Consider the following 14621-nt stretch of genomic DNA (forward strand, 5'->3'; position numbering starts at 1 on the left):
ATTTTGTTGTTGACTTAAATACCACGAATGTCAATTCTATGCGATATTGATGTCTTCCCATTTTTCTTTAAACTCGCTTAAACTAGAAACGTCTTACTTTTCAAGAACAATGAATATCATGATCAAGGGTTATTCGAGAAACATAACACATTGATTGTAGAATAAGTTGGACATGCCCCATTCATTGATATTGATTGATGAAAAGGAGGTAAAATAAAACGAAGACAAGATTCCAGATAACTGAACTCGACTAATACAACAATCAATATCCTTCTGTAAACAAACACATCGATTTTCGTGGTTACGTACCATAATACGATGAATTTAACTCATGCTTTATATGGCCACAGATTCTCAAAATACAGATCAAAAAAAGCGTCATTACAAAGGCTAAATCATGCTTACGTCCTGAGTTACTTCTTGTATCATTAAGATTTATTTGTAGGTAGTTGTAAAATAGTCTAATTTTGTTAGATGAAACGTCGCTATTCATAATTTATATCTGTTTTTCGCAATCCAAATATAATATGAATTCACGTTTTATGAACAAGCCCTGAGTATTATTATATTTGAATGTTTTATACTAAAGGCAAATGAATAGGATAAAAGAAATATCAATGGAAAATAAATAAAACTGACATGACTAGGTGGCTACCTAAGTAAAGAGCTATAATCTTATTAAAGGGTATGTTCAAAGTAGACAACACCCCAGATTGGAAGTATTGTTTAAGGTTTCGAAAATACTTAATGTTAATATAATGGATCTAAAACAGGTTGAAGATGAATAAATCTGATGCATTAAACTTATTGAGGAATTCTATTGATAATGATACAGCAGAGTTCCGAGAAGGACAATGGCAAGCTATTGATGGAATCGTTAATAGGAAAAAGAAATTACTTGTAATAGAACGTACAGGCTGGGGAAAAAGCTCAGTATATTTTATTAGTACAAGAATTCTTAGAGATGAAGGTAAGGGTACAACTATTATTATCTCACCTCTACTTGCATTAATGAGAAATCAAATTGAAGCTGCTGAAAGATTAGGTATAAAAGCAATTTCAATTAACTCAACAAATGTTGAAGATTGGAACATATCCAAATTAGCAGTTCTTAGGAATGAAGTTGATGCATTACTAATTTCTCCGGAAAGGCTTGCAAATGAAAATTTCATGAATAACATTTTAAGACCAATAGCGGATAGAATTGGTTTATTTGTTGTTGATGAAGCACATTGTATTTCAGACTGGGGGCATGATTTTAGACCTGATTATAGAAGAATAGTAAATATTCTTAAGTTCATGCCAACTGGTATGCCAATCCTTGGAACAACGGCCACTGCTAATGATAGAGTGTGTAAAGATATAGTTTCGCAGCTCGGAGATATAGAGGTAATCAGAGGAGCTTTAACTAGAGAAAGTTTGATTCTTCAAAATATATCACTTAAAGATCAAGCTGCTAGATTAGCTTGGTTGAAAGAGAATATTCCTAATTTAACAGGAAGTGGTATTGTTTATACACTCACCAAAAGAGATGCAATGATTGTCACAGATTGGTTGAATGAATGCGATATAGATGCTGCTTATTATTATGCTGGAGCTAAGGATAATAACTTTGAAGACTCTACACAGTATCGACAGTATGTAGAAGACTCATTATATAACAACGAATTGAAGGTTCTTGTGTCCACTTCAGCATTGGGTATGGGCTATGACAAACCAGATTTAGGCTTTGTTATACATTATCAAGCTCCAAGCTCAATAATAAGCTACTATCAACAAGTAGGAAGGGCGGGAAGGGCTATCAGTAAAGCGCATGGTGTTCTATTATCAGGTCGAGAAGATCACGATATACATCAGTACTTCAGACAATCAGCCTTTCCTCCAAAAGAAAGAGTAGAGGCTATATTAGCTATCATTGAAGAACACGATGGTTTATCTGTTCCAGAGCTAATGAAGCAACTAAACTTAAGAAAGGGTCAGATAGAACAAGTATTGAAATATCTAATCGTAGAAGAATCTTCTCCTGTTATAAAGATTGGTACTAAGTGGTATAGAACAGCTGTAGAGTATGATATGGATTCTGATAAGGTGTTAAGATTAACGAACCAAAGACTTAATGAATGGCATGAAATGTTGACGTATATTGATTCAACTGATTGCTTGATGAATTTCCTGCAAAACTCTCTTGATGATCCAAATAGAACTCTTTGTGGAAAATGTGCGAATTGTGACCAAAAGCTTAAATTATCAGATACGGTACAACATGAAAATGGAGTGGAAGCTGCTTTGTTTCTGAAACATTCAGAATTTGATTTTAAATTAAAAATAAAAATTGAATCTGAGGCATTGCCTGAATATGGATTTAGTGGTAATCTTCATCAAAGCCTCCGTGCAGAATTGGGTAAATCTTTATCAAGATGGGGAGATGCTGGCTGGGGTAGTATAGTTGCAGAAGACAAGCATAATAATTTTTTTCGAGATGAATTGGTTGATGCATTTGTTGAAATGTATAATGAAAGATGGAATACAACTCCTCGTCCAACATGGGTCACCTGCATTCCTTCACATAGGCACCCAGACTTAGTTCCTTCCTTTGCTGAACGAGTAGCAACGAAGTTGGGCTTACCCTTTGTGTCAGTAATAGAAAAAATAGAGGAAACTGCTCCTCAAAAAGAACAGGAAAATAACTTTTTCCAATGTAAAAACCTTGATGGAGCATTTAAAGTCAACGGTAGTATTAAAGTTGGTCAACCTGTGTTACTAATAGATGATGCAATTGATTCGGGATGGACACTAACAATTGCATCGGCTTTACTTAGGCAGGCAGGCTGTGGTATTGTTTTTCCTGCAACTTTAACTTCAACATCAGCAAATTAAGATTATGATTTCAGAAAGAACAAAATCAATATTACTATTTACATCATACTTTGCAAAAAGTTCGGATAAAAGCATAAAGCCGCTGACCAACACTGAGTGGAATAGGTTAGTTAGATGGTTGCAATCAAAATCAATAAGCCCAGAGGATTTCTTATCTCAAGATAATGCTAGTTTATTACTTGGTTGGCAGGATAAAACAATTACATCAGAAAGGATTGACTCTCTGCTAGAAAGAAAATCTGCATTAGCAATAGCTTTGGATAAATGGACTAAAGCAGGAATTTGGATTATTAATAGAGGTGATAAACAATATCCCAGGAGATTAAAAGAAAGATTGAAGGATAATGCCCCGCCGATATTATTTGGAATAGGGAATGCTGATTTATTAAATAAGCAATATATTGGAATTGTTGGAGCAAGAAAAACTACAGACAATGAATTGTTTGAAACAAAGAAGATAGGCAAGAAAATAACTTCCGAAAACTTTGGAATTGTTTCTGGTGGAGCTAAAGGAGTAGATGAGTCTGCTATGCTCGGCGCTCTTGAAGCAAATGGAAATTGTATTGGTTTTGTATCGGATTCATTAATTAGGAAGTCAACAACCAGTACGTTTAGAAAATATATAATCAATAAAAGGCTTGTTCTTCTATCTCCATTTAACCCTGAAGCAAGTTTTAACGTAGGGAATGCAATGACTAGAAATAAATTGATATATACACAGTCAGAAGCTACGATAGTTGTAAAATCAGACACAAAAGGAGGAACATGGGAAGGTGCCAAAGAAAATTTAAAAAAACAATGGGTTCCTCTTTGGGTTATTTACAACAAAGAGGTTGGCAACAATGAGTTAATAAAATTGGGTGCTAATAAATTACTTCCTGAAAATGAATACAAAATAGAAGAATTGGTAAAAGTAAAAATAATTCAGGTTTCTGAGCCTAATTTATTTTCTTCTAATAATTCTCTAGCCAATAACATAGCACAAGAAAAGAAGGTGATAAAGAAGGAGGGTGATATTATTGAAGTTAAATTAAATGATGCAACATTATTTGATTATTTTATCTTCAAACTTTATAGTATCATAACTGATAAACCATTGACTAAAAAAGATATCAAGGATAAATTATCCATAACCAATAGCCAATTAGATGAATGGTTGAAAATGGCTTGTGCTAAGGAATTTATTATAAAAAATAATAGGCCAGTGACTTTCATTTTAAATAAGGAAAAGAAAATTAGAATTACGAGTTAGTTTAATAAGACAATTTTCTACAATTTAAGAAAAACACCAGGCTGATTAATATCAACAGATAGTTTTTTTGAGCTTGTGCGGCCTATTCCATTAACGTACTGGCATTCAATCCTAATTTCCGTCATGGAGGTGTTAATACTTGCATATCTAAACGAATCGTCTCATTCGTAATTCTAGCATGTTTTTTGTGACTTTAATAATTCGTATGGACAAGTATTTTGCGAACCGATTTGAATAGCTACACTTTTAAATTGGGATTAAATAACATATATCAGGAGGCTATGTATCCATCTTCATCTTGGCAAATAATTGTGAGAGTATAACTAGCCAAAGAAAATCTCATAATTTCATTCTAAGGGCATTTATTTAATTTAAAACAACTTCGGGGCCATATGACACCATATCAAGACAAAGGAGGTGTTATATAGCCTCAAATGGATGTAATGTAATAAAGAAAAGGATTAGGATAATAATTGCAAGCGTAATGTATGCGGCATAACTACTTTTGGGGTTGGAAGTTGAGTTTGAGACTGATTGTGTAATCATATCGTTTTGCTAAAACAGGCAATACGTCAATGGTCAGTTATATTGAAGTTGAAAATCAGATGAAAGTGAGAGAGGTTTTAATTGGTGAAGCCTTATGATTTCATATTTGGGGGTCAGGACTTCAGCCTTTGGTTGTGTGGTGGGTTTGTTTTCCCAAGACTCATTCCTATACCGCGCTATCGCGCAATTTAGGCATTTCACCATTGGGCTAAGTTCAGTTTCCCTTTCAGGGAAAGTTGCAAAATAAAAAAGATCCATAGAAATCCGTTTGATCCGTTGAATCCGTGGCGATTATTCCATTTAAGCATTAGTGTGATACATGATGCCGAGCTGGAGCTCAGCGTTCCCAGTTGTTTCTTTGGGGTCAGGCCTTCAGTCTTTGATTGTGTGGTGGGTTTGTTTTCCCAAGGCTTTAACCAATACCTTGACCTTACGGTCAAATTATGGTTTTCACCATTGGGCTAAGTTCGGTTTCCCTTTTAGAGAAGGCTGCAAAATAAAAAAGATCCGTGGAAATCCATCTGATCCGTTGAATCCGTGGCTGTATTTTCCTTGCACCACAGCCCTAATAAAGATCCGTGCTCATCAGTACTATCTGTTTCATCAGTGTGCCATCCCTTGCACTTCAATACGTTCCATGATATCGAGCTGGAGCTAGCGTTCCCAGTTGTTCCTTTGGGGCAGGCCTTCAGCCTTTGGTTGTAAAGAGATTTGTTTTCCCAAGGTTTTAACCAATACCTTGACCTTACGGTCAAATTATGGTTTTCACCATTGGGCTAAGTTCGGTTTCCCTTTCAGGGAAGGTTGCAAAATAAAAAAGATCCGTGGAAATCCGTGGATATTTTAGACGCGAACATCGCGCCTTTACGTGGCTCCATTTCCTAGATCTTATTGGACTTTGAGTGCATCTTTGTTGCAATAAGACAAATGTCCAATCCGTGTCCATATTTTCTTCGTGCCTTAGTGATATTTTTTTATCAGTATAGATCCGTTGAATCTGTGGCTGTGTTCTTTTATAAGTAGACACAGCGTGAACAGAAATTATACAGTCTATATACTAGTCAAAGGACAAGTAGTAAAATGAAATATTTCATTAATATTATTTTTTATATATTTACACAAACAACTAAAAACCAATCTTATAATATGAAGAGACTATGCTTTATCCTTTCAATCTCAGTTGCCTTTTTCACTAACTCCATTGTATCGGTAGCGCAATCAAAAAGTAATTTTGTAGTCAAAGCTGGGGCCAATATAAATTATTTTGATGCAAATTTTAAACAAAGAAGTAATCTAGGTTATCATTTGGGAGGACTATTCTCATTTAATCTTAACTCTTTTAGAATACAATCTGGTTTGATTTATATTAAAAGAGGGACCAGAACGTTATTACAAGAGGTTATGTATACAGTAGAAAATCATGAAATTATTGATGAGAGAATAGTTCATGAAGACTACGATAGTCGCATGGTGGTAAACTACATTGAAATTCCCCTTAACCTTAGCTTAAAGGTTGTCGGCTTCCGCAATAATAATAACGAAGTCAGGCTTCATGTTGAACCAGCTTTAGGAGTATATATTTCGGACCAGATTAAAAGAGGAAATGACAAGAGGGTATTTTTACTTAACCACGAAGAGCCAAATTATTATGAAGAGCTAAATATCGGAATAAAGTTTGGGGCAAGTTTTAAGGTTGGTCAGTTTGAGCCTTATGCAGGTTATGATATTGGAATTAATGATATCGCAGCCAATCATTATGAAATAAGAAACAGAAGTGTTTATCTTGGTTTAGGCTACTACATACACTAAATTCGAAAGACATGACTCTTTAACTATCACACATTTATTTAAAATATGTGATAGTTAAAATAAGAACACAAAGTCTGCAAGAGTTAAAAATTATGGGGCTACGAATTGGATGGAATTCATCAGTGTAAAGAAGAAAATCATATGTGACAAAGGTTATGCAGCCACGGATATAACTATCACAAACAATAATCGATATAGGTCTCTATGATCCATTGAATTCATGGCAATAAATTCTTTCACCTAGGCTAAACTTGCTGGCAATCTTAACGAATACAATATAAATTGTAATAAATCATTTATGGCTTTCTGGATTTATTACAATTTATATATTTTAACATTATCAATTTTAATTTACCTTATTCCATGAGAAAAATAAGCATTATTCTTACATTAGTGTTCATATTGGCAACGCTCCAATGCTTGAAAGCACAAGAAACCAATGGATTCAGCCTCCGAGCAGGACTACACATAAACGAGCTTAACAAGGATTACGTAAACCCTACGTTAGGTTTATCTGTTGGAGCTTTTTACTCTTTTCATCTAGATAACCTTAGAGTCCAACCTGGAGTTGCATTTACGCAAAGAGGGGGGAAATTAAAAACGACAGTGTCCTATGGTCCTCCAGGTTACTCTTCTAATAGTAATGCCCCTGATATGACGACAACTTACGATGATTTTGTAGCATTGAATTATATTGAGATCCCCATTAACTTTAGTTTGAAAATCATAAGTCTTAAGAAAAGTAATAATATTAGAGTATCTATTGAGCCTACTTTAGGGTATTGTATCTCTGGTAAGGTGGAAGATCTAGGACAAGCCTATGACGTAAAGGTCACATCGGATGTCGAAAATATAAACGATATAAAACCGTTAAATTTTGGCGTTAAATTTGGGGCAAGTCTGAAACTGAATCATTTTGAACCTTATATTGGCTACGATGTAGGAGTAAGTAATATCAAAACCACTAAAAATGAATGGAAAAATCGTGCTTTTTGTGTCGGTTTATCTTATTATTTGTAAAACATTGGCAAACAACTCATAAAAATTGAAGCGCAAGAGTAAAAGAACCACTAAGACACAACGAAACTAAGGGTTGGGACACAAGCATGAAATACGGATGAGACGGATTGGACGGATCAGACAGATTAAAAATTTACTATTTCACCACAATATGGAAGTTGGGATGTGGTGGGTTGGTGTGAGATATGGAAATGTTTGTCATTGGAAGAGTTCTAATTTTATAGGAGGATGATCAGGGTTTGGGGTTTGTGTCGATATAAAGGCATCATCCTATGGTTCAGTTTTTTGCTTTCATTTTATAAGACATCAATACTTAAAACGCACCTAAGTTATGGTCTTAGGCAGGGACAAAAATAGGATTAAGGTTTACAGAATAGATCAAAATTAATTATCTTGCGGTTTCAGCATCTATTTAACAACATTTTTATTGTAACGATCACACCGATGAAAAGATCTACTGTATTCTTTTTTATCCTTTCTCTTTATGTTTTCTCAACCTCGATGGTAGTGGGGCAAGCTGTGGTGAAACAAAGTGTGATAAAAAAGGCGTATAGTTCGGTTACAACAAAGAAGTATAAGGCACTCGAACGCTTTGGCAAGATGGAGCGAGCCCAATTAATTGGTCAATATGCCTTGAAGTATCGTTTTGATAGTAAGGGAGACACCATTGAGTCTAGCAGATATCAGATGAAGCCAGATGCAAAGCAAGGAGATATTGACACGATTGCAATTGTACGCTACAATGATCGTGGACAGAAGATTGAGGAGAATACTTTTACCAACAAAGGTGCCTATGGTCGTTATGATTATTTTTATCATGAGAACGGGACATTAAAATTGGTAAATCAATACGATCAAACGGGCAAGAAGGTTAATCGGTCGGACTATTATTATGATGGGCAAAGACGATTGATTCGCATGCTTCGAAGAGGCTTTAAGGGAGATACTCTTAGATATGATCAGTATCAATATTTTCAATCCGGGACTTATATTCAAAAGGCGAAGTTATATAAGGAAGATGCAGGCAAAGAGGTGACTTACTCTTTTGATAAGGCACAGCGTGTTTTTGAGAAGAAATATTACTTTAAGAAGGCATTAATTAAGAGTGTTTTTCTCTCCTACGACTTGGAAGGTCATTTGATTTCACAGAATATAAAGAAGAAAGACAAGCCTACTATTCATATCCGTTATCAGTATGATGATCATGGGATGTTGATATATCAAAGAGAGTTAGATACCTCCACTAAAAAAGCAGAGGTGAAAAGATTTCAATATTTCTATGATAAAACAGACCGTTGGGTACATCGATATGTCGCGATAGAAAAGATAGAAGGGTTCTTTAGCGAAGGTTATATTGAGGATCGAGAATATCATGAGGATGGTACTGGAGATAAGACTGTTTTCCCTGTGTCATACCATTAATACCAAATAAAAAGGAGCAGACTTACAACCCTTGGAGATTGGTGAGTGATCGACGACACCTAGACTTAAAAGCCTAGACTAAGAAGTTTAGCACTTTCAGTGCATTGATGTCGAAAAGAGATATGGGCCGATTTATGAACACACTGACTAAGATAAAAGATGCATCATTATTTAGGTATGATTATACTTAGTTTTGAGAGAATCAAACATATATAATAGTGTATTCGGCACCTGATGAATTGGAGTCTTTGAGATAATCCGATATGCTAAAAACATCGAAAAGATGTTTTCCAACAATTCTATTGAGAGATATGATAAAGTTCACTTTTAGTTGAACAGAACTCACTACCTTTATGGTGGAAAAGGGAGATATACCCATTTTTTGTAAAGAAAGAAACTCAAAAATATAGACCTACAATGAAAACAACTGCTCTAAATAAGGTGCACCGAGACTTGGGTGCTAAAATGGTAGAGTTTGCTGGATATGATATGCCGATAGAGTATAGTGGCATTCAAGGCGAACACATGAAAGTAAGAGAAAGTATCGGGGTATTTGATGTATCTCATATGGGGGAAATTTACGTAGAGGGACCAAAATGTTTGGAGTTCCTACAGATGATGACTTCGAATGATGTTTCGGTTCTAGAGCACGGACAGGCACAGTACTGCTATTTTCCAAATGGTAAAAGAGGTATTGTAGATGATCTGATCGTCTACTGTATGGAGAAAGAGAAGTGTTATCTTTTGGTCGTTAATGCTTCAAATATTGAGAAGGATTACCAGTGGTTGGTAGACCATCAAATAGAAGGCATTACATTGAATAATGTTTCAGATGAGATCTCACAATTGGCAGTTCAAGGACCAAAAGCGCTGGAGGTACTACAAAGTCTTACAGAAGTGACTCTTAAAGATATTCCATTTTATCAATTTGTTGTTGGAGAGATGGCAGGTATTAAGGATGTGATTATCTCCAATACTGGCTACACTGGATCAGGTGGTTTTGAACTCTATTGTGCCAACAAAGATGTGGAAGCACTGTGGAAAGCGGTTTTTGAAGCTGGAGAAGCGGAAGGAATTGCCCCTATTGGATTGGCAGCAAGAGACACCCTAAGAATGGAAAAAGGATACTGTTTATATGGTAACGATATTGACGATGCCACTTCTCCTTTGGAGGCAGGGCTGGGATGGACAACCAAGTTTGTTGATAATAAACCGTTTATTGATCGTCCATTTTTAGAGCAACAAAAGGCAGATGGTGTTACCAAGAGGTTAAGAGGATTTATTCTTCAAGAGAGAGGTATCCCAAGACATGGATATGAAATATGTACGGAAGCCGGTGAGACGATTGGTGTTGTGACTTCAGGAACACAATCACCAATTTTGAAACAAGGTATTGGATTAGGTTATATTGATCTCAATCACTGTAAGTTTGGTAATACCGTTTATATTAAGATTCGCAAGAAATTGATCCCAGCACTGATCAAAAAGTTGCCATTAATATAACACTTGTCCATAAAAAAGGACATTGCACCATCTCTATGTCACGAATATGGTGCTATTTTGATCCAATGTTAAGTTTTGTATAGTTTTTCAAGTAGAAAACTTATGATTTATGTCATACCATAGGATCTTATTTAAAAAAATAATATATTGACAAAATATAGCTTATAAGCCGAATCGATTTATCGGCTTATTATTCGAGATAATAACAATTTTAATGACCCAAATCGCTATGAAGAAGCATAATTTTTATGCAGGACCTTCGATCTTGCCAGAATACACAATTAAGAAGACAGCTGAAGCTATCCTAGATTTTGCAGGAACAGGACTATCCGTAATGGAGGTATCCCATCGAAGTAAGGAGTTTGTAGCCGTAATGGACGAAGCGGTAGCACTAGTAAAAGAGCTACTTCATGTGCCAGAGACACACGAAGTATTATTTCTTCAGGGAGGTGCATCGACACAGTTCTATACAGTACCATTCAACTTATTAAAGACTAAGGCAGCTTACCTTAACACAGGTACATGGGCCAACAAAGCGATCAAAGAAGCTAAATTGTTTGGTGAGGTTGTAGAGGTTGCATCATCAAAAGACACTACATATAGCTACATTCCTAAAGGCTACACAGTGCCAAGTGATGCAGATTATTTTCATTATACAACAAATAATACGATCTACGGAACACAGATACATACAGATCCTGAAGTAGATGTGCCATTGGTAGCGGATATGTCGTCAGATATTTTCAGTCGTCCTATCGATATTTCGAAGTATGATCTTATTTATGCTGGGGCACAAAAGAATTTGGCTCCTGCAGGGGTAACTTTGGTTATCGTACGCAGAGATGCATTAGGAAAAGTTGATCGTCCAATTCCAACAATGATCGACTATCGCACACACATTGAAAAGGAGTCTATGTTTAACACTCCACCATGTGTACCAGTATTTGCAGCATTGCAAACACTAAGATGGTTAAAAGAGAATGGTGGAATTGATGCTATTGCAAAAGTAAACGAAGAGAAGGCAGCCCTTATCTATGATGAGTTAGATCGTAACAAATGTTTCGAAGCTGTCGTTAAAGATCCAGCGGATCGTTCGTTGATGAATATCACTTTTGTAATGACTGAAGGTTACAAAGATAAAGAAGCTGATTTCTTTAATTTGGCTACATCGAAGAATATTGTTGGTATTAAAGGACACCGTTCTATTGGAGGCTTCCGTGCTTCTACATATAATGCTATGCCGAAATCGAGCATTCAAGTATTAGTAGATGCAATGCAAGAGTTTGAAAAGCAGCAAGCCTAATAGCGTGTCGTAATGTAACAAGACGAAGGGTCGTAAAGTTAACTTTACGACCTTTTTCAGACCTTATTTTTTTGTTTTTGGAGGATGTTTTTCGACAGCTAAACACAGTGTTGGAGTAACATTTTAATTTACCATCAACAGAGACATTACGACATCTTAACTATATTGAGAGAATAATTAATAATTTGTATTCAAAGGACAGCTCCTGTATCAAAAAGGGTTGTTCTAAAACATCAAAAACAGAGAGAAAAGAAGATTTATTTTTATTGAATAAATGATAGATATCATAATCAAAGGATAGAAATAGCTCTAACTTTTCACTATAATTTTTTAAGCTATGACAGTGATGAAAAAAATCTTAGTTGCTACAGAAAAACCATTCTCTAAAGAGACTACTGACTATATCTTAGATGCAGCCAAAGGGCTGAATGTTGAAGTCGTATTATTAGAGAAGTATGGTTCACGCGATGAACTATATGCTGCACTAAAAGATGTTGAAGGACTCATTGTAAGAAGCGACAAGATCGATCAAGAAGCTATCGATGCCGCTCCGAAACTAGAAGTTATCGTTCGTGGAGGTGCAGGGTATGATAATATTGACTGTGCTTATGCCAAAGAGAAGGGTATCGTGGTGATGAATACACCAGGACAAAATGCCAATGCTGTGGCAGAGCTTACTTTTGGTCTTCTATTGATGATGACAAGAAAGAAGTATAGCGGAAAGCAAGGATTTGAGATCTCAGGAAAGAAGATGGGTATTTTGGGTTATGGAAATATCGGTCGACGTATCGCAAACTACGCCTTAGGTTTTAACATGGAAGTAGAAGCTTGTGATATTTTTCTTAAGCCAGGAGAGACAGGAAATGAAAAAGTAGCTTACTGTCCAACAGTAAAAGATTTGTTCGCAAACTGTCAGGTGATCTCACTAAATATCCCTGCAACAGAAGAGACAAAAAAGAGTATCGGTTACGATCTACTGATGTCGATGCCTAAAAATGCTGTGGTTATCAATACAGCAAGAAAAGAGGTTATCGATGAAGAAGGATTAGCAAAAGCACTAAGTGAAAGAACGGATCTATACTATGTAGCAGATATTGCTCCAGCAAATGCTCAAGAGCTTGTAGAGGAGTTTGGAGATCAAGTGTTCTTTACAGCAAAGAAATTAGGAGCACAAACAGAAGAAGCGAATTTTAATGCAGGTAGAGCAGCATTGAATCAATCGGCTCAATACCTAAACGAAAAAGTTGCAGATTATCAAGTAAACAAGTAATGTAGGTTGGTAAGTCCCCCATTAGTATATCTTACCACATTTACCACGCAAATACATTCGGTTTACTATTTTGAAATAATGGAATAAAAATGAGATACGAAAGAGAGTTCATCTCTCTTTCGATCCTCTTAGGAGTGTAATTTAATAGAAAACGAAAAGTATGGCTATTCTAAAAGCATTTAAAGGTTTACGTCCACGTACAGATTTGGCAACACAAGTTGCATCTCGCCCATATGATGTTCTAAATTCAGAGGAAGCGAGAAAAGAATCCGAAGGAAATCCATATTCTCTACTACATATCATCAAACCTGAGATTGCCTTTGAGGCAGGTAAGGATGAGCATGCACCAGATGTGTATGATAAAGCAGTAGATAAATTTAAGGAGTTCCAAAAAGAAGGATGGTTAGAGCAGGATAATGAAGATAAACTTTATATCTATGCCCAGACAATGAATGGCCGAACACAATATGGTATTGTGGGTTGTGCAGCCGTAGATGACTATCTTAATGGGGTGATTAAGAAACATGAGTTAACACGAGCAGATAAAGAAGAAGATCGCATGAAGCATGTGAGAAATACACAAGCAAATATGGAGCCTGTATTTTTCTCATATCCAGCGGTGGATGCTATTGATGCTTATGTAGAGAAATTTGTTGCAGATCATAAACCCGTTTATGACTTTGTTGCAGAAGATGGTTTTGGACATCACTTCTGGGTGATTGACAAGCCAGAAGACATTCGATTCATCTCAGATCAGTTTGCAAAGGTTTCGAACACCTATATTGCAGACGGACATCACAGAACTGCAGCTGCTGCATTGGTGGGAAAAGAGATGAGAGAGAAAAACCCTAACCATACAGGGGATGAAGAGTACAACTTCTTCTTGGCAGTACACTTCCCAGACAACCAATTGAAGATTATCGATTATAATAGATTGGTAAAGGATTTAAATGGCATGAGTTCGGATCAGTTTATCAATCTATTGAAAACGAAATTCGATTTTGTAGATTCGTCAACAGAAGAGTTAACTCCAGAAAAGCTACACCAATTCTGTATGTATATAGAAGGTAAATGGTATCGCTTCGATGCTAAACCAGAGATGTGTAACGACGATGACCCAATTCAAGGGCTAGATGTTACAATTCTTTCGGAGCATATCTTAGATCCTGTATTAGGCATTAAAGATTTAAGACGTGATAAGCGAATTGATTTTGTAGGAGGAATACGCGGACTAGGTGAGTTGAGCAGAAGAGTAGATTCGGATGAGATGAAAGTTGCTTTTGCTCTTTATCCAGTCTCTATGCAACAGCTTGTCAATATCGCGGATACAGATAATATTATGCCACCTAAGACAACGTGGTTTGAACCGAAACTTCGTTCTGGTTTGGTAGTACATAAACTACAATAAGCATTGCCGATAAACATAGTTGTGGCCAAGATATCATTACAATCATTTGTAATGATATCTTGGCTTTTTTTGTTATTTTTGCAAATGTATTATATAATACCAATTATGAATTAAACTGATTCCTATCATTTTGATTATTTAGCCATTTGGTTTACAAGTCATATTGAACACAAAATGCAATAAGCTTAATTAAATGGTTAGTAAAACTTAT

9 protein-coding genes are annotated in these 14621 nt (G+C 35.8%); all 9 read left to right on the plus strand.

Going from position 1 to position 14621, the window contains the following annotated elements; genetic code table 11:
* Positions 1-780: 780 nt before the first annotated feature.
* Positions 781-2877, plus strand: a complete 2097-nt coding sequence (locus K5X82_04660; GenBank protein ID QZT38196.1) for a RecQ family ATP-dependent DNA helicase — start codon at positions 781-783, stop codon at positions 2875-2877.
* 4 nt (positions 2878-2881) lie between these two features.
* The gene (locus K5X82_04665; protein QZT38197.1) at positions 2882-4129 is read left to right on the plus strand and encodes a DNA-processing protein DprA; all 1248 of its coding nucleotides are present in this window, start codon (positions 2882-2884) and stop codon (positions 4127-4129) included.
* Between the two features lie 1692 nt (positions 4130-5821).
* Complete coding sequence (locus K5X82_04670; protein ID QZT38198.1) at positions 5822-6484, plus strand: PorT family protein; 663 nt, start codon at positions 5822-5824, stop codon at positions 6482-6484.
* A gap of 363 nt (positions 6485-6847) precedes the next feature.
* Positions 6848-7504, plus strand: a complete 657-nt coding sequence (locus K5X82_04675; protein QZT38199.1) for a PorT family protein — start codon at positions 6848-6850, stop codon at positions 7502-7504.
* Between the two features lie 444 nt (positions 7505-7948).
* Positions 7949-8926 carry a hypothetical protein gene (locus K5X82_04680; GenBank protein ID QZT38200.1) on the plus strand — a complete coding sequence of 326 codons (978 nt, stop codon included), beginning with the start codon at positions 7949-7951 and terminating at the stop codon, positions 8924-8926.
* 417 nt (positions 8927-9343) lie between these two features.
* The gene (gcvT, locus tag K5X82_04685) at positions 9344-10429 is read left to right on the plus strand and encodes a glycine cleavage system aminomethyltransferase GcvT (protein QZT38201.1); all 1086 of its coding nucleotides are present in this window, start codon (positions 9344-9346) and stop codon (positions 10427-10429) included.
* A gap of 229 nt (positions 10430-10658) precedes the next feature.
* Entirely contained in the window at positions 10659-11732 is a 1074-nt protein-coding gene (serC, locus tag K5X82_04690; protein ID QZT38202.1) for a 3-phosphoserine/phosphohydroxythreonine transaminase, read from the plus strand.
* Positions 11733-12078: 346 nt separating this feature from the next.
* Complete coding sequence (locus K5X82_04695; GenBank protein ID QZT38203.1) at positions 12079-13002, plus strand: 3-phosphoglycerate dehydrogenase; 924 nt, start codon at positions 12079-12081, stop codon at positions 13000-13002.
* Between the two features lie 160 nt (positions 13003-13162).
* Positions 13163-14410: a DUF1015 family protein gene (locus K5X82_04700; protein ID QZT38204.1), complete on the plus strand. Its 1248-nt coding sequence runs from the start codon at positions 13163-13165 to the stop codon at positions 14408-14410.
* Positions 14411-14621: the final 211 nt, after the last annotated feature.

The sequence above is a fragment of the Prolixibacteraceae bacterium genome (assembly GCA_019856515.1).
In the GTDB taxonomy this organism is placed as follows: Bacteria; Bacteroidota; Bacteroidia; order Bacteroidales; family Prolixibacteraceae; genus Halosquirtibacter; species Halosquirtibacter xylanolyticus.

What these genes read in the sequence shown, in the direction of transcription:
- K5X82_04660 (QZT38196.1), top strand. Translation starts at nt 781, where the DNA reads ATGAATAAATCTGATGCATTAAACTTATTGAGGAATTCTATTGATAAT.
- K5X82_04665 (QZT38197.1), top strand. Translation starts at nt 2,882, where the DNA reads ATGATTTCAGAAAGAACAAAATCAATATTACTATTTACATCATACTTT.
- K5X82_04670 (QZT38198.1), top strand. Translation starts at nt 5,822, where the DNA reads ATGAAGAGACTATGCTTTATCCTTTCAATCTCAGTTGCCTTTTTCACT.
- K5X82_04675 (QZT38199.1), top strand. Translation starts at nt 6,848, where the DNA reads ATGAGAAAAATAAGCATTATTCTTACATTAGTGTTCATATTGGCAACG.
- K5X82_04680 (QZT38200.1), top strand. Translation starts at nt 7,949, where the DNA reads ATGAAAAGATCTACTGTATTCTTTTTTATCCTTTCTCTTTATGTTTTC.
- gcvT (QZT38201.1), top strand. Translation starts at nt 9,344, where the DNA reads ATGAAAACAACTGCTCTAAATAAGGTGCACCGAGACTTGGGTGCTAAA.
- serC (QZT38202.1), top strand. Translation starts at nt 10,659, where the DNA reads ATGAAGAAGCATAATTTTTATGCAGGACCTTCGATCTTGCCAGAATAC.
- K5X82_04695 (QZT38203.1), top strand. Translation starts at nt 12,079, where the DNA reads ATGAAAAAAATCTTAGTTGCTACAGAAAAACCATTCTCTAAAGAGACT.
- K5X82_04700 (QZT38204.1), top strand. Translation starts at nt 13,163, where the DNA reads ATGGCTATTCTAAAAGCATTTAAAGGTTTACGTCCACGTACAGATTTG.